This is a genomic window from Sphingomonas sp. LY29 (assembly GCF_035593985.1).
In the GTDB taxonomy this organism is placed as follows: Bacteria; Pseudomonadota; Alphaproteobacteria; order Sphingomonadales; family Sphingomonadaceae; genus Sphingomicrobium.
In genome coordinates this window covers 2310767-2334962 of sequence record NZ_CP141587.1, presented here as the reverse complement: position 1 = coordinate 2334962, position 24196 = coordinate 2310767, and the positions used below count along the sequence as shown (strand labels likewise).

General features: G+C 63.7%; 16 protein-coding genes. 6 read left to right on the top strand and 10 right to left on the bottom strand.

The annotated features are described in order from the left end of the window. The first annotated feature begins 23 nt into the window (after positions 1-23). Entirely contained in the window at positions 24-2822 is a 2799-nt protein-coding gene (cphA, locus tag SH584_RS11935; protein WP_324807348.1) for a cyanophycin synthetase, read from the top strand. Next, positions 2822-4603: a Mur ligase family protein gene (locus SH584_RS11930; RefSeq protein WP_324807346.1), complete on the top strand. Its 1782-nt coding sequence runs from the start codon at positions 2822-2824 to the stop codon at positions 4601-4603. The genes cphA and SH584_RS11930 overlap by 1 nt, the downstream gene beginning before the upstream one ends. 7 nt (positions 4604-4610) lie before the next feature. Here the strand turns inward: SH584_RS11930 and SH584_RS11925 are convergent, their stop codons facing one another. Further along, on the bottom strand, positions 4611-5594 hold the full coding sequence (locus tag SH584_RS11925) for an isoaspartyl peptidase/L-asparaginase family protein (RefSeq protein WP_322840952.1): 984 nt from the start codon (positions 5592-5594) through the stop codon (positions 4611-4613). Positions 5595-5729: 135 nt separating this feature from the next. On the opposite strand from SH584_RS11925, the gene SH584_RS11920 reads away from it, so the two are divergent. Beyond that, positions 5730-8840 (top strand): DEAD/DEAH box helicase, encoded by a 3111-nt coding sequence (locus SH584_RS11920; RefSeq protein WP_324807344.1) that lies wholly within the window; start codon positions 5730-5732, stop codon positions 8838-8840. Positions 8841-8892: 52 nt separating this feature from the next. Here SH584_RS11920 and SH584_RS11915 read toward each other — a convergent pair whose 3' ends face one another. Both SH584_RS11915 and SH584_RS11910 read right to left on the bottom strand, forming a co-directional pair. After that, on the bottom strand, positions 8893-12495 hold the full coding sequence (locus SH584_RS11915; protein ID WP_324807342.1) for an ABC transporter permease/M1 family aminopeptidase: 3603 nt from the start codon (positions 12493-12495) through the stop codon (positions 8893-8895). 5 nt (positions 12496-12500) lie between these two features. Beyond that, positions 12501-13376 carry an ABC transporter ATP-binding protein gene (locus tag SH584_RS11910; protein ID WP_324807340.1) on the bottom strand — a complete coding sequence of 292 codons (876 nt, stop codon included), beginning with the start codon at positions 13374-13376 and terminating at the stop codon, positions 12501-12503. Positions 13377-13605: 229 nt separating this feature from the next. Here SH584_RS11910 and SH584_RS11905 point away from each other — a divergent pair, with 229 nt between their 5' ends. Genes SH584_RS11905 through SH584_RS11895 form a run of 3 tightly spaced genes read left to right on the top strand, consistent with a single transcriptional unit; the run spans position 13606 to position 16532 of the window. After that, complete coding sequence (locus SH584_RS11905; RefSeq protein ID WP_324807338.1) at positions 13606-15051, top strand: sensor histidine kinase; 1446 nt, start codon at positions 13606-13608, stop codon at positions 15049-15051. Position 15052: 1 nt separating this feature from the next. Continuing rightward, positions 15053-15490 (top strand): response regulator, encoded by a 438-nt coding sequence (locus tag SH584_RS11900; protein WP_322840957.1) that lies wholly within the window; start codon positions 15053-15055, stop codon positions 15488-15490. A gap of 4 nt (positions 15491-15494) precedes the next feature. After that, a complete protein-coding gene (locus tag SH584_RS11895; RefSeq protein WP_322840958.1) occupies positions 15495-16532 on the top strand; it encodes a histidine kinase dimerization/phosphoacceptor domain -containing protein in 1038 nt (345 codons plus the stop codon). On the opposite strand, the gene SH584_RS11890 is transcribed toward SH584_RS11895, so the two are convergent. From SH584_RS11890 to paaA, 7 genes are read right to left on the bottom strand one after another with little or no spacing between them, the layout of a single operon-like run. Continuing rightward, positions 16529-17719 (bottom strand): dihydrolipoamide acetyltransferase family protein, encoded by a 1191-nt coding sequence (locus SH584_RS11890; RefSeq protein WP_322840959.1) that lies wholly within the window; start codon positions 17717-17719, stop codon positions 16529-16531. The two genes, SH584_RS11895 and SH584_RS11890, sit on opposite strands and share 4 nt — an antisense overlap. Then, positions 17720-19762, bottom strand: coding sequence for an alpha-ketoacid dehydrogenase subunit alpha/beta (locus SH584_RS11885; protein ID WP_324807334.1), 2043 nt, complete (start codon positions 19760-19762; stop codon positions 17720-17722). Continuing rightward, positions 19755-20969: an amino acid aminotransferase gene (locus SH584_RS11880; protein WP_324807332.1), complete on the bottom strand. Its 1215-nt coding sequence runs from the start codon at positions 20967-20969 to the stop codon at positions 19755-19757. Before SH584_RS11880 ends, SH584_RS11885 begins: the two co-directional genes overlap by 8 nt. 31 nt (positions 20970-21000) lie before the next feature. Beyond that, entirely contained in the window at positions 21001-22074 is a 1074-nt protein-coding gene (locus SH584_RS11875) for a 2Fe-2S iron-sulfur cluster-binding protein (RefSeq protein ID WP_322840962.1), read from the bottom strand. Positions 22075-22077: 3 nt separating this feature from the next. Then, complete coding sequence (gene paaC, locus SH584_RS11870; protein ID WP_324807329.1) at positions 22078-22902, bottom strand: 1,2-phenylacetyl-CoA epoxidase subunit PaaC; 825 nt, start codon at positions 22900-22902, stop codon at positions 22078-22080. After that, a complete protein-coding gene (gene paaB / locus SH584_RS11865; RefSeq protein WP_322840964.1) occupies positions 22902-23204 on the bottom strand; it encodes a 1,2-phenylacetyl-CoA epoxidase subunit PaaB in 303 nt (100 codons plus the stop codon). The genes paaC and paaB overlap by 1 nt, the downstream gene beginning before the upstream one ends. Next, complete coding sequence (paaA, locus tag SH584_RS11860; RefSeq protein WP_322840965.1) at positions 23201-24181, bottom strand: 1,2-phenylacetyl-CoA epoxidase subunit PaaA; 981 nt, start codon at positions 24179-24181, stop codon at positions 23201-23203. The genes paaB and paaA overlap by 4 nt, the downstream gene beginning before the upstream one ends. Between the last annotated feature and the right edge of the window lie 15 nt (positions 24182-24196).

Genomic DNA, 24196 nt, shown 5'->3' with positions numbered 1-24196 from the left:
GACATGGGAATTGGAAACCAAGTATGAAAATCCTGAGTACCAATGTTTATGTCGGCCCGAACCAATATGCCCAATTCCGCTGTATTCGGCATGTGCTGGACATCGGCGTTCTCGAGCAATGGCCGTCGGCGAAGCTGGGCTCAGGGTTTATCGATGGACTGATCGCGGCGCTGCCGGGACTGGAAGACCATGGCTGTTCCTATCGCGAGCGCGGCGGCTTCGTCCGGCGGCTTCGCGAGGAAGAAGGCACGTGGATGGCGCACATCACCGAGCATGTCGCGCTGGAGCTCCAGTGCGTCGCTGGAAATGAAGTGACCTTCGGGCGGACGCGCTCCGCGGGCGAGGTCGGTCATTACAATATGGTCTACGCCTATATTCACCGGGACGTCGGCCTTGCCGCGGGGAATCTGGCGATCAAATTGCTCATGCATCTGCTTCCGAAAGATGTGCAGGCGCAGACAGGCTACGCGCTCGATCCGACGTTCGATTGGCAAGAAGATCTCAGGCGCTTCATCAAGGATGCGCAGCGTCACGCCTTCGGTCCCAGCACCGCATCGCTCGTCAAGGCGGCAGAGCAGCGCGATGTGCCGTGGATCAGGCTCAACAAACATAGCCTCGTGCAATTCGGTCAGGGAAAATATCAGAAGCGCATTCAGGCAACGATCACCAGCGAGACCAAGCACATCGCGGTCGACATCAGTTGCGACAAGGAAGACACGCGCCACCTGCTCAACGACCTCGGCCTGCCCGTTCCGCGCCAGCATATGGTCTACGACGCGGAGGAGGCGGTCGCCGCTGCACAAATCATCGGCTTTCCGGTGGTGCTAAAGCCGCTCAACGCCAACCACGGACGCGGCGTGTCAATCCACCTGACCAATGACGAGGAAGTGCGAAGCGCCTTCGACCTCGCGCTGGAACAGGGGACGAGCAAGGCCGTGCTGGTCGAGAATTTCGTCACCGGGTTCGACCATCGAATGCTGGTGGTCGACAATGAACTGGTCGCGGTCGCCAAGCGCGTGCCGGGCCATGTCGTCGCTGACGGCAAGCGGAATATCGCCGAACTGATCGACCAGGTGAATGACGATCCCCGGCGCGGTGTCGGCCATGAGAAGGTGCTGACCCGGCTGGAACTCGACTTTCAGGCGCGACGCCTGCTTGGCAATGCCGGCTATGACGAACACACGGTGCTCGAACCGGGCCAGATTTTCTATCTGCGCGACACCGCGAACCTGTCGACCGGCGGAACCGCGATCGACCTGACTGATGTCGTTCATCCGGATAATCGGGAAATGGCGGTGCGCGCGATCCAGGCGGTCGGACTCGATGTCGGGGGCGTCGATTTCCTTACCGACGACATTTCGCAATCCTACCGGGACATCGGTGGCGCGATCGTCGAGGTTAACGCGGCACCGGGCTTCCGGATGCACGTCGCCCCGAGCGAAGGCCAGCCGCGCGATGTGGCCGGCAAGGTCATTGCGATGCTGTTCCCGCCCGGCACGCCCAGCCGGATTCCGATCGCCGCAATTACCGGTACCAACGGCAAGACGACGACGTCGCGAATGCTGGCGCATATCCTCAAGACGTGCGGGAAGACCGTGGGGCTCACGACGACCGACGGCATCTACGTCAACGGCAAGCAGACTCTCAAAGGCGATACCACAGGACCGAAGTCAGCACAGATGGTCTTGCGCGATCCTGTCGTCGATTTTGCCGTCTTCGAAACGGCACGCGGTGGACTGGTGCGGAGCGGGCTCGGCTATGACAGCACCAACATTTCCGCCTGCCTCAACGTCTCGTCCGATCATCTCGGGCTCGGCGGGGTCAACACGGTCGAGGAACTGGCAAAGATCAAGCGCATCGTGGTGGAGGCTGCCAACGACACCGTCGTCCTGAATGCGGACGACAAGAACTGCCTGCTGATGGCCGATTATTGCAAGGCAGATCATATTTTTTATGTCACCCGGCACCACGATCATGCGCTGGTGAAGCGCCATATCGATGCCGGCGGAAAAGCGATCGTCCTGGAAAAGGCGATGAATGGCGACATGATCACCATTTATGACAATTGCACCCACATTTCGCTGATCTGGACGCATCTGATCCCTGCAACGATCGAGGGGAAAGCCGCGCACAATGTCCAGAATGCGATGTTCGCGGCGGCGATGGCCTACAGCGTCGGGGAGAACATCGATCAGATCCGCTTGGGGCTGCAGACCTTCAACACGACCTTTTCGCAGGCGCCGGGTCGAACGAATGTCTTCGACGAGCTCCCGTTCCGGGTCATCCTCGATTACGCCCACAATCCGGCGGCGTTCGAAACGCTCACCATGCTGGTCGACAAGCTCGACAATCACCGGCGGAAGATCATCGTGGCGTCCTGCCCGGGCGACCGCCGCGATGAGGACGTCTTGGAGTCGGCCCGCATCCTTGCCGGCCACTATGACCATTATGTTTTGAAAGCAGACGACAATCGGCGCGGGCGAACCGATGACGAAATCCCGCAGTTGATGAAAAAGGGGCTCATCGCCAATGGCGTCTCTGAGAACGCCATCACCGTCATCGCGGATGAACAGCAGGCGATCCGTCGCGGTCTCGAAATGGGTGCCGAAAAGGATTTGCTCGTGGTGATCGGCGACAATGTCGCGCGCTCGTGGAAGCAGATTGTCCATTTCGGCGACGAACCTGGCTCGGCTCCGGCGGGGCTGCGCGACACGCCCGTCGCGCCAACGGCCTACAATTATATGGCGGAAGACGAGCAGGCGCTGATCAGTGACGAACGGGGAGTCCGGTTGGCCCGCGGCGATGACGAAGACGGCGACTGATGCCCACGATGAATAAGGCCGGCCGCCGCACGATCGATTTCGATCGCATCGAACAGTATCTGGCGATCCCCCAGCCGGCTTCGGACCTGCTGAGCCTGACCGAAAGCCGTCGCATGACCGGCCCCGGAATGATCTGGGACAAGCGCGGTGCGTTGGTCGATGTGGCCGTGCACGGCCTCGACAAAGCTACGGTCGTGGCGGCCTGGGATCTCGAAATTCAGCGCGTGCTCGACGCGCTCGGGTGGCACGACAGCCAGACGAACAGTCGCATCTTCGAAAATGGCGTGACGCTGCTGATCTCGGCGCCGATCGACCTCCTTTATTCGGCGGTGTTCGTCATCGAAACCAGCCTCCACCTCACCGCCCACAAGATCCTTGGCAGCCAGGCGAGAGATTTCGACCGCTTGATCGCCGACCTGAAAGAAGTGGTCGAACTCGAGCACAACCCCGCCCTGGTTCGGCTACAGCAGGCCGCCGACGCGAGGGGCATCGACATCCTGTCCGACGAGGAATTGGTGTCGCTTGGCCATGGCAAGGGTTCGCAGACGTGGAGCGTGAACGACGTTCCCGACGTCGACGATGTCGCGTGGGACAAGCTCTATAACGTGCCGGTCGCCTTGATCACCGGGACCAACGGCAAATCGACGAGCGTGCGGCTGGCGACGGCGATTGGCGAGGCGGCGGGTTTGGTCAGCGGGTCGACGTCGACCGATTTCGTCAAGCTCGGCGACGACGTGCTCGACTATGGCGATTACTCCGGCCCGGGCGGAGCACGCTTGTTGCTGCGAGACCGAAGGTTGGAAATCGCCTTTCTCGAAACGGCCCGCGGCGGAATCCTGCGCCGCGGATTGCCGCTGTTCCAGGCGCAGGCGGCGTTGGTGACCAACATCGCCGCCGATCATCTTGGGCAATATGGGGTGAATAGCGTTGAGGCGCTCGCGGAAGCAAAATTCGCCGTGGCCCGCGCGCTCACGCCGGATGGCGTGCTGGTGCTGAACGCCGACGACCCGCTGGTCGTGTCTAATGGCCTTCGGTTTGCCCAAACCAAATGCTGGTTCTCGCTCGATCCGGGGAATGACCGGATCAGCGATGCACTCTCCTCCGGCACGCCTTGTTGCTGGTTCGACGGACGGGAAATCCACTACTTCGACGGGACTGAGGTAGCGCTCAGACTGGCCGCAGAGAACATCCCCGTCACCATGGACGGCGCTGCGGGATTCAACATCCAGAATGTCATGGGTGCCATCGGCCTCGCCAAGGCCATGGGGCTCGACAACCAGGCAATCGTCCAAGGCCTGACAAACTTCCAGGCGTCTCCCGACGACAATCCCGGCCGATGCAACCAGTTCCTCGTCAAGGGCGCGCAGGTTCTGGTCGATTTCGCCCATAACATTCATGCGATGTCGGCAATATCGGTCCTGCTGAAGAAGCTTCCGGCAAAGCGCCGGTTTCTATTGATCAGCAATCCCGGTGATCGCTCTAACGAGGAGATCAGGGAGTTCACGAAAGGCGCAATCCGATTTCGTCCGGATATGGTGGTTGCCGCCGACTTGGCCGATCATCTGCGCGGTCGGGCGACTGGCGAGGTTCCAGCGCTCATTGCTGAAGCGTGCATCGCGAATGGGATGGAGGCTCAGGCGATCAGAATGGCCGGATCACCTGGTGACGGCGTTGCAATGATCCTCCATGACCTTCGGCCCGGGGACGTAGCACTAATCCTCGCCTTGTCCGACCGCGATCGCGTATTCGATCTGATCCGCGCGGCACAAAGCCAGGATTGAGCCTGGTTCAGCGGCATGGCGCAAAGGTCGTCGCCGAACTCTCCTGGCTGCTCGAGACCGACGCGCGCTTCATGCCGTCGCTGTTGTAAGCCATCGCAATTTCCCCGGCTCTCGAAACCGCGATCAGTCCGCCGTCCCCTCCAAGGACCTGAACGTCATCAAGCAGGTGCCACAGGGCCTGATCGAGAGTATCTCCAGCTAGTTTAAAGCGGTTGGCCACTGTCAGGGCGCCGCCAGCACGGATAAAATATTCCCCGGTGCCGGTGCAGGAAATGGCGATATCCTGATCGGCCCAGGTCCCGATCCCGATAATCGGTGTGTCACCGACGCGGCCGGCAGGCTTGCCAAAGACCCCGCCAGTGGATGTCGCGGCGGCGAGCTTGCCCTGCAGATCGAGCGCCACCGCGCCGACCGTGCCATGCTGCATATCGCTGACCGCGATATCCTCCGCGCTGACTCCAACGGGCAGCACATAATAGGCATCGTCGTCATCGATCGTGGCAAAGCCCATGGCTTGCGCGAAATTCGTCGCGCCCTCGCCGACCAGCATCACGGTCGACGCATTGTCGAGCAAGCGCCGCGCCACGGCCACCGGGTGGACAACGCCCCGGATCGCCGCGACCGCCCCTGCATGCCGCGTCGCGCCCTCCATGATGCTGGCATCAAGCTCGACTTGCGCGGCGATGTTGGGCGCAGACCCCTTGCCCGCCACGTAAAGCCCGGACGCCTCCATCTCGCACACCATTTTCTCGACCACGTCGAGCGCCGTGCCGCCGTCTTTCAGCATGCCCTCGCCAAGGCGTACCAGCTCGGCGAGATGCCGCTCGACCTCGGCATAACATTCACCGACTTTCGCGCCGGCTCCGCCATGAAGGGCCAGAGCGTATGAACTCGGTTTGTTAGAAATGCTCTCCGCTCCCACTGTCACGGCTCGACCATGGGAAATATCCGGGTGAATGTCGACGCACCTCAGGTTGGCGGATCGTTTCAAGTCACGGCACGTCTCAAATTGCGCTTTCAGCGGAACGGCTTGGCCGTGCGGCGGATTGTTGGGGCAGGCAGTGAGGAACTGCTCGCAGCTTGAGCCCCTGTCCGGGATCGGCGCCTCACCGGATGAAGGCTTTCCATGACCGAACTCGCACTGGCCGACGGCCTGCTCGCCCTCGCTGCGGAAATTGGCGGGGCGCCCACATTCTATGTTGCTGCCACCGAGCAGCGTGCCGAACGGCTGGCACGGCTGGCCAGTGACGCCTTTCCCGACGCTCAGATCCTGTGGTGTCCCGCCAGCGACGCGATTGCCGGCGAAGCCTCCCCGCCATCGGCCGGAAATGCGGGTGCTAGGGTCGCGGCGCTTCACGCCCTGGCGACCTCTCGGGACAAGCCGACGGTCCTGATCGCCTCTGCCGAAGCCACGATTCAGCGCTTTGCCCCACCTAAGGATTTCACCGCCGAACCGCCCGAAGTCGCGATCGGCGATGCCATCGATCTTGATCAGTTGCAGGCCACGCTGCTCGACCTCGGCTATCGTCTCGACGATCGGATCGACGAACCTGGCGAGGTCGGCGCACCCGGCACCGTCCTCGACGTCTTCCCGGTCGATTCCGACTTGCCGGTCCGCATCGAAGTGGAAGCCGGACGGATCACCGGCCTCAGGCTTTTCGATGCACTCAGCCAGCGAACGCATCAGGACATCGAGCGCCTGGCACTCGGCCGTGCGGCGGAGCCAGCCGTCGGAGACGGCGGCGTCTCGCTGCTGCGTCACGTTCCGGATGCCTCGATCCTAATCGAACCTAACGTGTCGAAGCAACGCAATCGAGCCGTTGCACTGTCGCACAGCCTTTCGGAATCGAAGCGCAAAGCCGATCGGTCGCGGACCGTGGATGCGGCCGCATGGGATGCAGATTTCGACGGGCGCGACATCGCCAAGGTGGAGCCCGGCGAATCCGTCTCCCGCTTCGCGTCGGAACGACGACCCGCCAAGGCGTTCTCGGCGTTCCTCGCCGAACAGATCAACATCGGACGCCCCGTGATCATCGCAGGTAGCGCTCGCGACACGCGGTTCATGGCCCGTCGAATTGCGCACGATCTCGGGCACGAGGCCATTGCCTATGACGACTTCTCGAACGCCATCGCATCGCGATCGCCGCTTTCCTGCGTCAACGCGACACTTGATCGCGGCGTGGTCACCGACGAACTGGTGATCGTCGCCGCCGCCGACGTCATGGGCAGCCGCGCCGAGCGAGACGACGGGGTCACTGCGTCAGAGGTAAGCGACCTCCTTCGGATTGAACTGCGGATCGGCGATGCCGTCGTCCATGAGGATCATGGCGTCGGTATTCTCAAGGGGCTCCGGCTCGCCGAAATGCCGGGAGGCGGCGCGGGCGAGACGATCGAGTTGGAGCATGCCAAGGGCGGCATTCGCCATGTCCCGATCACCGATGCCGCCAAGCTGTGGCGTTACGGAGGGGAGCCTGATGCGGTGACCCTCGACAGTCTGGACGGAAAAAGCTGGTCCAAGCGCCGTCCCGCGATCGACGCGGCGATAGCCGAAACCGCAAGGGCCATCCGTGCGCTCGCCAAGGAAAAGGCCGACGCTGAAGCGCCCGTGCTCGACCCTCCCGCGGACCGGTACGAGCGCTTCGCCGACGGGTTCGCCTTTCAGGAAACCGCCGATCAGTGGAAAGCGATCGAGGCTGTTCGCGCCGACCTGGCGTCAGGGAAGCCGATGGATCGCCTGATCGTCGGCGACGTCGGGTACGGCAAGACCGAGGTCGCACTTCGCGCGGCGGCGCGGGCGGTCCTTGCCGGGAAGCAGGTCGCGCTCGTCGCGCCGACGACGCTCCTTGCACGACAGCATTACGAGACGTTCGCGCGCCGCTTTGCCGATCTCGATATCAAGGTCGCGATGCTCAGCCGCCTTACCGGGGGAGCGGAGGCGAAGGCCATCAAGAATGGCATCGCCGACGGGACCATCAAGATGGTTGTTGGCACGTCATCGATCGCGTCGAAGACGGTTTGCTTCAATGACCTCGCGCTGATCATCATTGACGAGGAGCAGCGGTTCGGGTCCGCCCAGAAAGACAAATTGGCGAGGCTTGGCGCGGGACACGTGCTGCGCCTGTCGGCAACGCCTATTCCACGAACGCTGCAGACCGCACTGGTCGGCCTCAACGACCTTTCGCTCATTGCCACGCCACCGGCGCGCCGCGTTCCGGTCCGAACTTCGCTCGAGGAATTCGACGAGAGCGTCGTGCGCGCCGCGCTGCTTCGCGAAAAGGCCCGCGACGGTCAGAGTTTCGTGGTGGTCCCGCGCGTCGAGGACATCGCCGATGCTACCAGGACGATCGAGCGGATCGCCCCCGACCAGACGATCGTCACCGTCCACGGCAAGATGAAAGGCGACGAGGCGGAAGCTGCCCTGCTGTCATTCGCGCAGGGTGACGGCGACATTTTGCTGGCGACGAGCATCATCGAAACCGGTCTGGATGTGCCGCGCGCGAACACGATGATCGTCATCGACGCACACCGTTTCGGCGCCGGACAATTGCACCAGCTTCGCGGGCGCGTAGGCCGCTCTAGCCGCCGCGCAGTGGTCTTGCTGACCACGCCGCCGGGGAAGCCGCTCGCCGACCGCACGCGCGCGCGGTTGATGCACCTTACCGCTCAGGATTCGCTCGGCGCTGGCTTTGCCGTAAGTGCCCATGACCTCGACATGCGCGGGGCCGGCGACCTGACGAGCGACGAGCAGTCCGGCCACATGAAACTGGTCGGGGTCGAACTTTACCAGCATCTCCTTACCGGGGTGCTGCGCGAGCTTGCAGGCGTGACGCCCGAGCCGCCCCTCCCGACGATCGAAGGAGCCTCGACCGGTTATTTCCCCGGCGACTGGATCGTCGAACCCGATGCCCGCATCGCCGCCTACATTCGCCTGGCACGGGCGACGTCGCAGGACGACTTTGACGCGATCGCCGATGAACTCGAAGATCGTTACGGGGCGTTGCCGAAGGAAGCGCGCTCGCTGATCGCCGGTCGGCGCCTTGCGCTCGACGCGCGCAGCCTTGGCGTCGAGCGGATCCAGATCGGACCGGCGGGAGTCGCGCTGACCCCGGCCAAGGGTGCGCACGAGCCGCTAGCGTCGATGGAGGCACGGAACGGCCGGTGGTTCCTGCAACGGACGTCCAACGACAATGACGAAGCGATCGAGGAACTGGGCGCCCTGCTCGCCGACGCCGTCTGATCGACCTTGGCGCAGGATCGCCCTGACCCGGGCGATCCTGCGCGGTCAGTGCCTAGTTCGCCCCGATCGCGGAAACGTTGTCGTCGCTGTTCTTGTCGACGTAAAAATTATACGGATCCACGCCCGCGAAGGTTGGTCGAACCTTCGACAACAAGGTCAGCTTTTGGCTTCCGCTGCGAAGCGGCTCGCGGCGGATCAGGATCACGTCCTTGGCCTTGAAGGTGCCGAGGCCCGGACGCGCGGTAAACAGGCCAACCTCGACGGGTTCGGACAGCGCCGCCTTTCGCTCGCCGCCCTTACCGTCGGCATAATATTTGTCGGCCGCGACGGTGATGGTGGTCTTCCACCCCGCCCCTTCGCGAACGGTGGCCGCGTCGGTCACCTTCATGTCGTAGATGGTGATCCGTTCGAACAGATCGGTGATCAGCGCCTGGTCAGCCGGCGACTTCGCTTCCTTGCGAAACTCGGCGATCAGGTCGGTCGACCGAAGGTAAGGCGCGCCCTTGAAGCGCCACGCCGCGACGAAGCGCTGGAGCGCGCGATTGACCGACGCTTCTCCCAGCCGCTCCTGCAGCAGATACATCGCGAGCGAGCCCTTGCGGTAGTGGACGTAGCCCTGATTCTCCACGCGGTTGAGCGGCAGTTCCTCGACCACCTCGCCCTTGCGGGCACTGAGGTAGGAATCGAGCTCATACTTCAGGAAGCGCCGGATCTGTTCGGGGCCATAAAGCCGCTTCATCACCATCAGCGCCGAATATTGCGCGAGCGTCTCGCTGGTTAGCGTGCCGCCCTGCATGTCCGCGCCGATGACCTGGTGCGCCCAATATTGGTGCGCGATCTCATGCGCGATCACATAAGACGTGAAGTCGATCTTCTCCGGATCGCTGGTGTCGGCGTTGAAACCGATGCTTTCCGAATATGGCATGGTACCCGCAAAGGCTTGCGCGAAGCTGGCGTAGCCGGGGAATTCGATGATGCGGGCATAATCGAATTGGTAGGGTCCGAAATTGCTCCGGTAGTAGGCCAGCGACGCGCCCATCGCTTTCAGCATCTTGGGCACGTTCCAGCCGTGGCCGCGCTGATAGTGGACCGATAGTTCGACCCCGTCCTGCAAGCCGAGCGCCGTCTGGTACTTGGCTGACTGGATCGAGAAGAAGTTGAGGATCGGCGCCGGGCTGACGAAGCGCGCCGTGCGGCGTCCGCCACGAGTGACGTCCGACACCTTCCTGCCCGGTGCGATCGGGGTCTGGTCGGCATCGGTGGTCAGCGTGATGTCCGATTGGACCCAGTCGACGCCGATATAGTTGCGGCTGGTGGCGGACATGTCCTCCAGTTTCGCCATGCGGAGCTCGGCGGGAAGTCCCTGACGACGGCGCTTGGCGCGATCGGTCAGCAGGCCCTGTCGGCTCATGCCGATGATCGGCGCGAACTGGCTGTTGTTCGCGAAGGTCCCATTCTCGATGACGTCGGTCGCGGGCGCACCCGCGCGGAAGCCGCGATGCCAAATGCGCGACTTGAAATCGAGCGTCGCGGTCGCGCCCGGCGCCAACGGCTGGTCGAAGCGATAGATGCGATACCCGAAGCGCTCGTCGTTGCTCGCCACCCGGGCACCCGACAGGTCGAGACGAAGCCACTGGGTGTCCGGATCGCCGCGGCGGATGTGAAGTTCTGCAATCGGCTTTTCGGTATCGTTGCGAAGCCAGTAGCGGCCCGTGACATCCAGCCTGCGTTCGCTCGGAAACAGGTCGGCGTTCAGCGCTGCGCGCGTGACCACCGGCCTCGGCAAATTCTCATACTTCAGATACTTGCGCTCCAAGTCTGCCGTATAGGCTTCGATCTCGTCGCTAGTCTCGTAGCGGTTAAGCACCTTGATATTGTGGTAGGCGTAAGCCCCCGTCGCAGCCATCGCCACGGCGGCGGTCCCGGCCAGTGCCAGCGGCACTGCCGACCGTTCGCGAAACGCGCGCGCGGCGCGGACGCGAAGCCCAAGGTCCGTCCCCCGCGGCCACAACAAGTGAGCGAGCACCGCCAGGATCAGCGCGAAGCACATCCAGTAGAACTTGAGCGTCAGCGCGCCCTTCCAGAAGCTGCCCGCACCGACGAAGTCGCTCAGCGGCACCGACGGGCTTGCCGCGTAGGTGTAGAGCGGATTCGAATAGCCCATGTTCGACAGGAAGATCGATCCGACGAACCAGACGAAGATGATCCCCCAGCCGACATATTTGTTTGGGCTGAGCACCTGCATCACGACCGCGAGCACCGCGATCAGCAATCCGTCGATCGCCGCCGGAATGATGAACCAGGTGAAATATTGGACGATGCCAAGCTGCGGCGCGCCTTCGATCAATTGGTACGTCAGGCCGGTGACCATCGCGGCGAGGTTAACGACCAGCAGGACGACGAAGATCGCGACGATCTTCGGGACCGTCATCACCCAACTCGGGACCGGGGTGGAATCGATGATCTCGTTGAGCTTCCGATCGCGTTCGCGCCACACGAGTTCGCCGCCGTAGAAAACCGCGATCATCAGCAGCACCGCCGAGAAGCCGCCGCGCACGGTGTTGATCGTGGCGGCCAGCGTCGGATGCTCGCTGGTGCCGTAGGTCGATTGACCTAACCACAGCCCGGCAGCGGTGTTGCCGATCGCGAACAGCCCAAGGACGATAAGGCCGGGGCTGGTCAGGACCTGCCGGACCTCGACCGCCAGCCGGGTCCGGAACTGCACCCAGCGCGACGAACGCTGGCTTCGTGCGACCAGCGCATCGCCGCCCGATGCGGGCACAACTGCGGCCAAGGCGACGTCGCGCGCCTCGCGCTTTGCCAGACGCCGCAGGCGCCGCTTCGAGGGCGCGCGCTCGCTCATCGAGAAGCGCCACACCGTCAGGGCAAGGAAGACGAGGCCGAGCCCGATGGCGAACAGCCGATTGAACAGTAGCAGGCCCGACAGGTCGACCAGACGCGAGTTCAAATCGGCTTGTGTCCAATAGCGCGTCGTCTCACGAAGCGCGCCGTTGCCGAGCGGCTCGAAGCGCGCGAACGTCTGGCGATATTCGATATTCTGGCCGGCGACCGAGATCGTCACCAGATATCCCATCACCAGCACGACCGCGCCGATGTAGGACGCCATCATCGACCGCATCACGGTCGCCAGCGCGAACAGGATCGCGCTCGTCAGCAGGACGTTGGGAAGCGCGAAGATCGCGAAATTATAGGCGTAGTAGGACAGCTTCTGCGGACCGACCGTTTCCGGATCGACCCACGGCATCATCGACCCAATGCCCATTCCCGCCGGCACGGCGAGGTAGCCGAACCAGGCCACGAGCAACCCGCCAAGGAATCGGCCAATGACGATCTGCGTCTTGGTGACGGAGGTCGCGCGGACGATCGGCGCAAAGCCGCTGCTGTCGTCGCGGACGATGGCATTGGCGACGAAGGCGGTAACGATGAACAGATAAAACAGCGACAGCAGCGCGGTCGCGGTCGCGATCGCGAACGGCGAATTCTCGTTGATCGCACCGGGCGTGCCGATGCTGACGTTCTCGCTGGCGGTCAGTCCAAAGCCGAGAAGGAAAAAGATCGCGATCGCAACCCAGAAGACGGGGTTCTTGAGTTGGTAGCGAAGCTCGAAGCGGGTGATGCCCAGCAGCATGCGCATGTCGGTCAGGCCGCGCGGCGAAGGGTCGACAGGGTCGAGAAGTAGACATCCTCCAGCCCGCCTTCGACCGGGTCGAAGCTTTCGGGTTGCTGGTCGGCCAGCACGTGGATGATGGTCTGTCCGGCGAACAGCCGCGTCGAGATGATCTCGTAGCGCGACTGGTACACTTCCAGGTTCAGTGGCGCGATCGTCTTCTTCCACACCTTTCCACGGGTCGAGGCGATGAGGTCGGCGGGCTTGCCCTCCAACTGCACCTTGCCGGCAGCGAGGACCGCCATACGCGGACAGAGGTCGGCAACGTCGTCGACGATGTGCGTCGACAGGATCACGACGACATTGTCGCCGATCGCGGCGAGCAGGTTGAGGAAGCGATTGCGCTCTTCGGGGTCGAGGCCGGCGGTCGGTTCATCGACGATGATCAGTTCGGGATTGCCGATCAGCGCCTGTGCGATCCCGAACCGCTGCCGCATGCCGCCCGAAAAGCCTGCAATCGCCTTGTCGCGGACCGACCAGAGATTGGTCTGGTTGAGAAGCGTCTCGACGACCGACTTGCGCTCGCCCTTGGCGGTGATGCCTTTCAGCACCGCCATCTGGTCAAGCATCGCATAGGCTGACACGCGCGGATAAACGCCGAAGTCCTGGGGCAAATAGCCAAGCGTCTTGCGCAGCCGGTCGGGAGCCGCGAGCACGTCGATGTCGCCGAAGGTGATCGTTCCCGCCGTCGGCGTCTGAAGCGTCGCGACCGTGCGCATCAGGGTCGACTTGCCCGCGCCATTGGGTCCCAGCAGACCGAACATGCCGCGCGGAATGGACAGGCTGACGTCGTCCAGCGCCACTGTTCCATTGGCATAGGTGTGCGACAGGTTCGCGATTTCCAACATGCTTGATCCCCCCAAGGTGACGGCAAGCTAACGCCGCCCCCGTTCGTCGCAATCCCCATTCGACAGACGGTCGTGGTGGGCTGCCGCTTGACGAGCGCACGCAATTTTCCGCAAGGTTTCGGCGATCAACGGGTATGAGGTCTTCAAACCCGCTCCACGTCGGCCTCTCACTCCGACAAGAATGAGATGTTGCTTGCTCGGTCAGACGGAACGCCAATTCAATCGATTGATGCTGGTCGGACTGCTGGGCGGCTTCGTCCTGCTGATCGTCGCCTTCTTCCTGATCGTCGCCGGACTCCGTAGCAGCACGGCCTCGTCCGAACGGGTGCAGCACACCTATGAGGTCAAGGACACGCTCGGCGCGCTGACGATTGCGGTCGAACGGACCGAGGCGGCGCGGCGCGGCTATCTGCTGACGCCGAACGATTATCGCATGCAGATCTATCGCGAATGGTCGCCGCGGATCCTGCCGGCGCTCAACAAGCTTGAAGGCCAAGTCAGCGATAGTCCGACGCAGACGCAGCGACTTGAGCGCCTGCGCCCAATCGTCATCCGTTACCTGACCTCGCTTGATCGCTCGATGGACGTCGCGGGAAGCGGCGACCTCGTCGAGGCGCGTCGCGAATTCGACAAAGTGGACAGCCTTCGTGCCCTCCAGGCGATCCGCGCGCGGGCGAACGACGTCGGCGAACAGGAAGAGCGGCTCCTGGAAGAGCGGCTTGCCGCAACAGGTAGCCAGCTGTCGTTCCTGCAGATCCTGCTGGTCGTGACCGGCATTATGCTCGCCGGGGTCGCGGCCTTCACCTTCTGGCTTGTACGGCGCTTCACCCGAGACCTGCTCGCCAGCCGAGCGCGGCTCAACCTGCTCAACACCAATCTGGAGGGCGCGGTGGCAGAGCGTACCGCCGACCTGCAACGCGCCAATGCCGAGATCCAGAAGTTTGCCTACATCGTCAGCCACGATCTTCGCTCGCCGCTGGTCAACGTCATGGGGTTCACCGCCGAACTCGAACGCGCCGACAAGGTCGTGACCGATTTCGTCGCGCAGATCGAAAAGACGCAGCCCGAGCTGGTCAGCGACGACGTCCGCTATGCCGCCAAGGAGGATCTGCCTGAAGCGATCGGCTTCATCCGCTCTTCGACGCAGAAGATGGACCGGCTGATCAACGCGATTCTGGACCTTTCGCGTCAGGGACGCCGTGTCCTGGCGGCCGAACAATTGCCGATGGACAAGGTGATCGGCGACATCGCCTCGAGCCTCGAGGTCCTGGCCGGAGAGCGCAACGCGCGCTTCATGATTGAGACGCCCCTGCCCGACATCATCCACGACCGGCTGGCAATCGAGCAGATTTTTACCAACCTGATGGAAAACGCGACCAAATATCTCGCGCCCGGACGTCCCGGGATCATTACGGTGCGCGGAAAGCGGCAGGGCTCGCGGGTCGTCTACGAGGTGCAGGACAATGGCCGCGGCATCGCGCCGGAAGATCATGAGCGGGTGTTCGAACTGTTCCGCCGGTCGGGCCAGCAGGACCAGAAAGGCGAAGGCATCGGCCTCGCCAACGTCCGCGCACTCGCCTATCGCCTTGGCGGAACGGTAACGTTACGATCGGTCTTAAGCGAAGGTTCAACCTTCATCGTTGAATTGCCGACCGAATTTAAGGGGGAAGAGTGAGATGAACGCGCAGCAACCGGTCCGCATCGTGATGATCGAAGATGATGAGGGGCATGCGCGCCTGATCGAAAAGAACATTCGCCGCGCGGGCATCTCGAACGCGCTGACCCACTTTCTCGACGGCACGAGCGCGCTCGAATATCTGTTCAATTCGCCCGAAGGTCCGGCGCAAAACGGACCGGCGCTGGTCCTGCTCGACCTCAACCTGCCCGACATGAGCGGGACCGACATCCTCGCCAAGATCAAGAGCGACGAGCGCCTGCATCGCACCCCCGTCGTCGTGCTGACCACGACCGACGACAAGGTCGAGATCGCGCGCTGCTACGACCTTGGCTGCAACGTCTACATCACCAAACCGGTGAACTACGAAAGCTTCGCCGACGCGATCCGTCAGCTTGGGCTGTTCCTGTCAGTCATCCAGGTCCCGGATCAGGCCTGACTCCATGCAGCAACCCCGGCGTATCCTGTACATCGACGATGATTCCGGCCTCCGCAGGTTGGTCGAGAAGCTGCTGACGCGGCGGGGCCACAGTGTGGTCACTGCAGCGACCGGCGAGGAAGGCATCGAAGCCGCCCTTACCGGCAACTTCGAAGTCATCGCGGTCGATCATTATATGCCGGGCCTCGACGGGCTGCAGACCCTCGCCAAGCTGCGCGAGATGCCCGACTGCCCGCCGGTGGTATACGTCACCGGTTCGGAAGAAAGCAGCGTCGCAGTCGCGGCGCTCAAGGCCGGCGCCTTCGAATATGTGGTGAAGTCGATCGGCGAAGATTTCGTCGACCTGCTCGAACAGAGCTTTACCCTCGCGCTGGCGCGCATCCGCCTCGAGCGCGAACGCGATCTTGCCGAGGAACAGTTGCGCAATGCCAACGAGCGTCTGGAAACGCTGCTCAAGGAAGTGAACCACCGCGTCGCTAATTCACTGCAATTGGTGTCGACCTTCGTGCACATGCAGTCGCGCGGACTGGAGAACGTCGAGGCGCGCGAAGCGCTGGAGGATACGCAGCGGCGGATCCAGGCGATCGCACAGGTCCATCGCAAGCTTTATTCGTCGGGCGACGTCGAGGCCGTCGCGATGGACGAATATCTCGCGGCGATCGTCGAGGAGCTTGAAGAGACTTGGTCGACCCCGACTGCCCCTCGCGCAATCCGGTTGACCGCAGAGCCGCTCCACCTCCACCCGGACAAGGCAGTATCGCTTGGCGTCATCGTCAACGAACTGGTCAGCAACGCCTGCAAATATGCCTATGATTCCGGTGCCGCCGGCGAAGTGCGGATCCAGTTCGGAAAGGCCGACAGTGAGGGTCGCTTCCACCTGCTCGTCGAGGACGACGGGGTGGGCATGTCCGAAGACGAGAAGCCCAAAGGCAGCGGCCTTGGATCGCGGCTGGTGCTTGCGATGGCACGGTCGCTGGCGGCCGAATTCGACTATGATCGTGGGCATGCCGGCGTCCGCGCCCGGCTACACGCCTCGATCTAGGCGGCGGGCCAGCTTTCCAAAATCTCGACGAAGCGGGACAGCCAGCCGTTGGTCTGGTGCCCGTCGACGACGCGGTGATCGATCGTCAGCGTAACGTAGGCCATCGGCCGGATCAGGATCGCGTCCTGCCCGCCGACGTCGCGAACGACGACGCGCTTCTCCAGCTTGCCGACACCAAGGATGGCGGCCTGTCCCGCATGCAGGATGATCGGACTGGCGAGCAGACTTCCCGACACGCCGTGATTGGAAATGGTAAAGCTTCCACCCGAGACGTCGCCGCCGGTCAACTGACCTGATCGAGCCCGTGCGGTGAGGTCGTCCAGCTTGGCGCCGATCGCGACCAGATCGAGCGATCCGGCGTCCTTGACGACGGGGACGACGAGCCCCTTGTCGCCAAGCGCGGTGCCGATACCGATATTGATTGTCGGCGAAATCGCGATGCGGTCCTCTTCCCAGCGACCGTTGATCGCCGGCGCAACCACCATCGCATCCGCCGCCGCCTTGATCAGATAGGCAGTGTAGCTCAGCTTCACGCCGCGCTCGGTCATTGCCTTCTTGTGCGCGGCGATCGCGCTGAAGTCGGCTTCGAACAAGGCGGTGACATGCGGCGCTTCGCTTGTCGCGCGCACCATGTTCTCGGCGATCTTCATCCGCATGCGATCGTGCGGGATGTCGCTGCCTTCGAAGTGGCGCGGCTGCGCCGTCGTGGGCGCCCCGACGTGGGTCACCGTCGCGCCTTCGACTGCACGATCGACATCCTCGCGCGTGATCCGCCCGCCACGCCCCGTCCCGGTCAGTCGCGAGGGATCGATATTATGCTGCAACAGCGCGCGCTTCACCGAGGGAGACAAGCGAGCCTCCCCCGCCGCAACCGTCTGACGGCTCGTCGAGGCGACCGGCGACGCAGATTGGGGAACGGGCGTTGGGTCTGCGTTCCCGGTCTTCGTCTCGCTAGCGTCGCCGTCGATGCGACCCAGCACCGACCCGGGCATCGCATCAGCATCGGTGTCTAGCAGAATTTCGCGAAGGATCCCTGCGACCGGCGACGGCACTTCCTGGGTGACCTTGTCGGTTTCAAGCTCAACCAGCGGATCGTTGACCGCAACGGCGTCACCGACCTTTTTCAGCCATGCGCGGACGACCGCCTTGGTGCCTTCCTGCTCGTCGGGAACGATGACGTCGATCACTTAGAACCCCACCAGTCGGTCGATTTCGGCGCGAATTCGCTCGACGCTCGGCACCGCCCACTCCAGCAGGCTGGGGTGATGCGGGCTCGGGATGTCGGGCATCGTCACGCGGGCCACGGGCGCGTCGAGGTCGAGGAAGGCCTCGTCGGCCACGACGGCGGCGATTTCCGCGCCGAAACCGCCGGTGCGAAGATCCTCATGGACGATCAGGCACCGCCGCGTGCGGCGGACGCTGTCGAGCACCATGTCGCGATCCCACGGATTGAGCGTGCGCAAGTCGATGACGTCGGCGCTGATGCCGTCCGCGGCCACCTCGCACCGCGGCACCATCGCGCCCCAGGTCACGATCGTGATCTTGTCGCCCTCGCGGGTCTTCTTCGCCTTCCCGAATGGCAGCACGAAAGCGTCGCCCGGCCACGGACGACGTGCCCAGCTGTCGTCGAGCATTGCACGATGTTCAAAAAAGATCACCGGATCGTTGCCGCGCAGGCTGGCGCGGAGAAGCCCGACCGCATCTTCCGCGTTCGACGGCACCGCGACCTTCCAGCCGGGATTGTGCACGAACTGCACTTCGTTGGTCTGGCTGTGCCACGGATCGCCGCACTTGAAGAAGCCGCCTGGAATGCGAAGAACCATCGGCGCCGAAAAGCGATTGGCGGTGCGCCAGCGCATCGTGCCGCAGTCATTGATCTGCTCGGTCGCCGGCTCGGCATATTTGCGGAACTGGATTTCGGGGACGGGCATCAGACCCGCCAAGGCCATGCCCACGGCGCGACCGATGATCCCTTCCTCATTGAGGCTAGTATCGAATACCCGGTCATGGCCATATTTGTCCTGAAGGCCCAGCGTCACTGCGTGGACGCCGCCCTTCGGACCAACATCTTCGCCGAATACCAGCACCTTGGGATTGGCGCTGAGCTCCTGGTCGAGCACGCGGCGGATCGCCGTCACCATGTTGATCCGCTGGCCTTCGGGCGAAGGTTGGTCGGTCCCTTCGACCGCAAGCCCGGCGCCACCACCGACGGCGCTCGCTTCACCGTCGAAGAAGACATGGGTCGTCACCTTGTCGGGGCTCGACACCCCGCGTGCCTCCGCCTCTTCACGCGCCTTTTCGACGTCGTGCGCCACCGAGGCCTCGATCCGCTCCCAGTCGAGGTCGTTCGCGAACGCCTTCAGCTTCGGCAGCGGGTCGCGCGCCCACTCGGACTTGACCTCCGTCTCGGACTTGTAGGTTTGCGTATCCTGGAAACTATGCCCCTCAAGCCGCGGAACGGTCAGGCGAATCAGCGCCGGAGTCCGCTCCCGGCGAACATGACCGACCGCCTCCCCGATCAGGCGCGCCGTCTCGACCGGATCGGTCCCGTCGCCGTTGAAGATCGTCAAATTCTGGAAGCTGGCGAGGTTCGCAGCGATGTCGCAGCCCGGCGTCTGGTAATGCGATGGCACCGAAATGCCGTAACCATTGTCCTCGATGTAAAAGAGCATCGGCAATGATTGCGTGGTCGCAATCGTTATCGCCGACCAAAATCCGCCGGTCGCACAACTCGCGTCTCCGCCGAGCACCACGCCGATCGACCCGCGCGACGGTTCACCCAAAACGCGCTCGCGATAGAGGCAGGCCTGCGCCCAGCCCGCCGCGGGCGCATATTGCGCGCCCACCCCGCCGCACATCGGCAGCGCATGCGCGCCGCCCGGATTGGGATAATTGAACACGACGCCGATATCGCGCCCGTCGCTATATCCCCCGGCGCGCCCCATCCCCGACCCAATCGCATCGGCAAGCGGAACGCCGAGCGCGAGCAGCATCGGCCGCGACCGATAGTATCCGCAAGCCGCATCGCCATCGCGCAGCTGCAGGCCAAGGATGACTTGCGCCATGTCGTGCCCGCGCGCGGAGAATTGGTAGAGCACCTTCTTTTCGGGAACGAGCCGCGTTTCCTCCAGTTCGTCGAGAGCGCGGCTCGTGGTCACCAGCCGCGCGACTTCCGCCCAATCCATGTCGATCACGTGGCCACCGTCGTCTCTAAAATCCGCGTCAGCCATTCAGAACCTCGACCACGGCGGCGATGAACCGATCGACCGCCTCGTCCGCCATGCCGACGATGTTGAAGCGGCCGCTGTCGGCCATGTAGATCGCGCGACTATCGCGCAGCGAGCGCACCTGCTCGGCATCGAACGGCAACATGGAGAACATGCCGAACTGGCGACCGATATAGGCCAGGCGCGGATCCGCCCCGGCGATGGCGGACCGGATGCGGTTGATCCGCGCACGCATCTCGCCAAGCTCCGCATGCCAGTCGGCGGCAAGCGCTTCGTCGTCGAGGACGGTGCGAACCACGGCCGCGCCATGGTCGGGCGGCATCGACCACATGGCGCGAGCAAGCTGGGCGACATGGTCGATCGCCGTGCGCGTGGTTGCCGCGCTCCCCGTCGCGACGAACAGCGATCCGACACGGTCACGATACACCCCGAAATTCTTGTCGCAGCTTTGCGCAATGATGACTTCTTCGGACAGGTCGAGCACGCGATGAAGGCCGCGTGCATCTTCCTCCAGACCGCGACCAAGGCCCTGATAGGCGATGTCGATCACCGGCAGAAGCCCGCGGTGCGCGACCGTCCGCGCGACATCGGCCCACTGGTCGTCGCTTAGGTCCGCGCCGGTCGGGTTGTGGCAGCAACCGTGCAGCAGGACGACGTCGCCCCTCCGCGCGCCGTCGAGCATCGACATCATCTCGTCGAAGCGGATGGTGGCGCTTTCCCGATCGTAATATCCGTATCGCGCAATCTCCAGGCCGGCGGCGTCGATGACCGGGACGTGGTTGGGCCAGGTCGGCGTTCCCACCAGCACGCGCGCGCCGGGGCGCGCTTCGGCGATCAGCTTGAACGCCAGCGACAATGCCCCGCACCCGCCGGGCGTCTGCAGTCCCATGATCCGCTGGTTCGCGGCATGCCGCCCGAGTAGGATCGGCCGGATCAGTTCGGCGAAGCGAACGTCCCCCATACTGCCAAGATAGCTTTTGGTGGTCTGCGCTTCCCACAGGCGCTGCTCGGCTGCCTTCACACTGCGCAGGATCGGGGTGCCGCCATGGCCGTCGCGATAGACGCCGACCCCGACGTCGATCTTTTCCGGCCTCGTATCGGCATTGGCGAGTGCAATCAGCGCAAGGAGCGAATCGCTTTTGATCGCGCTCAGCTTTTCAAGAAGTTGAGCGCCCCCGCTCGGCCCGGTCGTCGCAGTCTGGTCCAGCATGGCGCCGGACTAGCGCAGCGAATGCCAACAGTCACGCATCATAGTCGACCGCAACGCCCTCACCGACCGGCACCGATTGGCAGGTCAGCACATAGCCGGCCGCGACTTCCTCGTCGGTAAGGCCGTATCGCGCCGCCATCTCGACCTTGCCGCGCGTGACTCGCGCCCGACACGTCGCGCAAACGCCGGCCTTGCAGGCGAACGGCGCCGGCAGGCCCGACGCGCGCGCGCTGTCGAGAATGTTATTCCCGTCGAAATCGACCTTGCGCGTCCGCCCGTCGAGCGTGACGCTCATCGCCTGCCCGGCCGCTTCAGTCTGCAACCGCGACATTGCCGCCGCAGCGGCCGCCGACGGGCGACCGGCGGTGAACCGCTCGATATGCACCCGCTCGCGGGCGACGCCATGATCGAGGATCGCCGCCTCGGCCGCGTCCATCATCGGGCCTGGCCCGCAGATAAACCATGCCGCGACGTCGGCGGGATTGTCGATCAGCGCGTCGATCGCGGCGTCGCAGGTCGGGCGGTCGAGCATTCCGTTGAACAGGGCGACGTCGCCCTCTTCGTCACTTAGGAAATGATAGAGCTCGAACCGCCCGAGGTATCGATCCTTCAGCGCGGCGAGCGCCTCCAAAAAGATTACCGACCCCGCATCGCGATTGCCGTAGAGCAGGGTGAAGCGCGAGCCTTCCTCGACGCCCAGCGCGGTACGGATCAGCGACAGGATCGGCGTGATCCCCGATCCGCCGGCGAACGCGACATAGCGACGCGACGCGCCCGGATCGAAGTCGCACGTGAAACTGCCGTGCGGCGCCATCACGTCGATGGTGTCGCCGACCTTCAACTCCTGTCCGACCCAATTGGAAAAGGCGCCGCCCGCAATCCGCTTGACCGCGACCTTCAGTTCGCCCTCGTGCGGCGCGACGCAGAGCGAATAATTACGCCGCACTTCCTCGCCACCGATCGTCGCCCGAAGCGTCAAGTGCTGGCCGGCGCGGAAGCGGAAGGTCTCCGCGAGCTCGGGCGGGACCTCGAAGCGGATCGATTTCGCCTCGTCGGTCTCGGCCACGATCTCCGCGACCCGCAATGCGTGAAATTGTTCGGCCATGGTCTACCAGACGGCGTCGGGATAGGCGCGCGGCAGATGCTGCATCGTCGCCAGCAAATGCCCCAGATGTTCGCTGTGGTGCCCACGCCGGCCACCCAGGATCGGTCGCTGGTCAGCCGGCGCCTTCAAGCGCGCTTCGGCCAGCACCCGGGCCAGCTCCGCACGATACTCTTCCTCGAAGCGACGCGGATCGGCGGCGATCCCGCGCTCGATCAATTCGCCAAGCAATTTGTCGACCTCGAACAGTTCCGGAACGAAGCGCCAGCACCAGTCGAGGCCGTCGGCCATCCGCCGCGCGCTTTCGTCGGTGCCGTCGCCCAGCCGGACGATCCAGTCCGCCGACAATTCGCGATGGTAGGCGACTTCCTTGACGCCCTTCGCGGCGATGCCGGCAATCGCCGCGTCGGTCGATGTCGAAAGTTCGCGATAAAGCAGATGCTGCCACGTAGAGAACAGCCACTGCCGCGCCATCGTGCGGGCAAAGTCGCCATTAGGCTGCTCGACCAGCTGGCAATTGCGAAAGTCGAGCACGTCGCGGTGGAAGGCCAGACGATCGGCGTCGCCCGCTTCGCCAAGAAAATTGGTCGCCTGTCCGATCAGGTCGAGCGCCATGTTGGCAAGGCTGAGGTCGACCTCCAGCGCCGGCGCGTGGCCGCACCATTCGCTGAGTCGCTGGCCAAGGATCAGCGCGTCGTCGCCAAGCCGTTGCAGATAATCGGCACGCGCCGGATCGTGACCGCCCGCGGTTGCAGCGTCGAACGCCCCATGGTCGGGGGCGCTTTTCGCGCGTCCCTCGACATCCTTTTCGATCGTGGGAAGCGACGGCATCAGATGTGCGTCACGACGTCGGGAATGTCGTAGAAGGTCGGGTGGCGATAGACCTTGTCCTTCGCCGGCTCGAACATCGGTCCGCTATCGGACGGATCCGACGCAGTGATTTCGGACGACGGGACAACCCACAACGACACTCCCTCCTCACGGCGGGTGTAAGTGTCGCGGGCGTGGCGAAGCGCCAACTCGCTATCGGGCGCGTGCACGCTGCCGACATGACGATGATTGAGCCCGCCCCGCGATCGCACGAACACTTCCCACAGCGGCCAATCGCCGCTGCTGACGGCATCGCCGCTCACGCCGCCGCCTTCCGGCGCTTGTCCTCATGCGCGGCCGCGGCTTCGCGCACCCAGGCGCCATTGTCCCACGCCTCGCGGCGCGCTTTCATCCGTTCCTTGGCGACCGGGCCCTCACCGCGGACGACCGCGTAGAATTCCTCCCAGTCGATCTCGCCGAAGTCGTGCCCACCTTTTTCCTCGTTCCACACTAGGTCGGGGTCGGGAATGGTCAGGCCCAGGAAGTCGGCCTGCGGCTTGGAAATATCGACGAATTTCTGGCGAAGTTCGTCGTTGGTCTCGCGCTTGATCCGCCAGCGCATCGAGCGCTCGGTGTTGGGCGAATTGTCGTCGGGCGGACCGAACATCATCAGGCTTGGCCACCACCAGCGATTGAGCGCGTCCTGCGCCATCCGCTTCTGCTCGTCGCTGCCGTTAGCGAGCGCGATCATGATCTCGTAACCCTGCCGCTGGTGGAAGCTTTCTTCCTTGCACACGCGAACCATCGCCCGGGCGTAGGGCCCATACGACGTGCGCTGCAGCGGAACCTGGTTCATGATCGCCGCACCGTCGACCAGCCAGCCGATCGCGCCCATGTCGGCCCAGGTCAGCGTCGGGTAATTGAAGATGGTGCTGTACTTCGCCTTGCCCGAATGCAGCGCTTCGATCATCTCCTGGCGGCTCGTGCCGAGCGTTTCCGCAGCGCAATAGAGATAAAGCCCATGCCCGGCCTCGTCCTGCACCTTGGCGAGCAGGATCGCCTTGCGCCGAAGCGACGGCGCGCGAGTGATCCAATTGCCCTCGGGCAGCATGCCGACGATCTCGCTATGCGCGTGTTGCGAAATCTGCCGCACCAGCGTCTTGCGATACGCCTCGGGCATCCAGTCCTTTGGCTCGATGAACTCGTCGGCGGCGACGCGCGCCTCGAACGCGGCAACCAGTGCCGGATCCTCGGGAGCCTCGATCGGCGCGACGTTCTTGGATAGCTCGGTTGTGTACATGGGTCCGATGTAGCG

Excerpts from the sequence above, each read along its gene's own strand:
- SH584_RS11920 (WP_324807344.1), top strand. The coding sequence starts at position 5,730 with ATGACCGAACTCGCACTGGCCGACGGCCTGCTCGCCCTCGCTGCGGAA.
- SH584_RS11880 (WP_324807332.1), bottom strand. The coding sequence starts at position 20,969 with ATGCTGGACCAGACTGCGACGACCGGGCCGAGCGGGGGCGCTCAACTT.
- SH584_RS11900 (WP_322840957.1), top strand. The coding sequence starts at position 15,053 with ATGAACGCGCAGCAACCGGTCCGCATCGTGATGATCGAAGATGATGAG.
- paaA (WP_322840965.1), bottom strand. The coding sequence starts at position 24,181 with ATGTACACAACCGAGCTATCCAAGAACGTCGCGCCGATCGAGGCTCCC.
- SH584_RS11905 (WP_324807338.1), top strand. The coding sequence starts at position 13,606 with ATGCTGGTCGGACTGCTGGGCGGCTTCGTCCTGCTGATCGTCGCCTTC.
- SH584_RS11885 (WP_324807334.1), bottom strand. The coding sequence starts at position 19,762 with ATGGCTGACGCGGATTTTAGAGACGACGGTGGCCACGTGATCGACATG.
- SH584_RS11910 (WP_324807340.1), bottom strand. The coding sequence starts at position 13,376 with ATGTTGGAAATCGCGAACCTGTCGCACACCTATGCCAATGGAACAGTG.
- SH584_RS11915 (WP_324807342.1), bottom strand. The coding sequence starts at position 12,495 with ATGCGCATGCTGCTGGGCATCACCCGCTTCGAGCTTCGCTACCAACTC.
- SH584_RS11895 (WP_322840958.1), top strand. The coding sequence starts at position 15,495 with ATGCAGCAACCCCGGCGTATCCTGTACATCGACGATGATTCCGGCCTC.
- SH584_RS11930 (WP_324807346.1), top strand. The coding sequence starts at position 2,822 with ATGCCCACGATGAATAAGGCCGGCCGCCGCACGATCGATTTCGATCGC.
- SH584_RS11875 (WP_322840962.1), bottom strand. The coding sequence starts at position 22,074 with ATGGCCGAACAATTTCACGCATTGCGGGTCGCGGAGATCGTGGCCGAG.
- cphA (WP_324807348.1), top strand. The coding sequence starts at position 24 with ATGAAAATCCTGAGTACCAATGTTTATGTCGGCCCGAACCAATATGCC.
- paaC (WP_324807329.1), bottom strand. The coding sequence starts at position 22,902 with ATGCCGTCGCTTCCCACGATCGAAAAGGATGTCGAGGGACGCGCGAAA.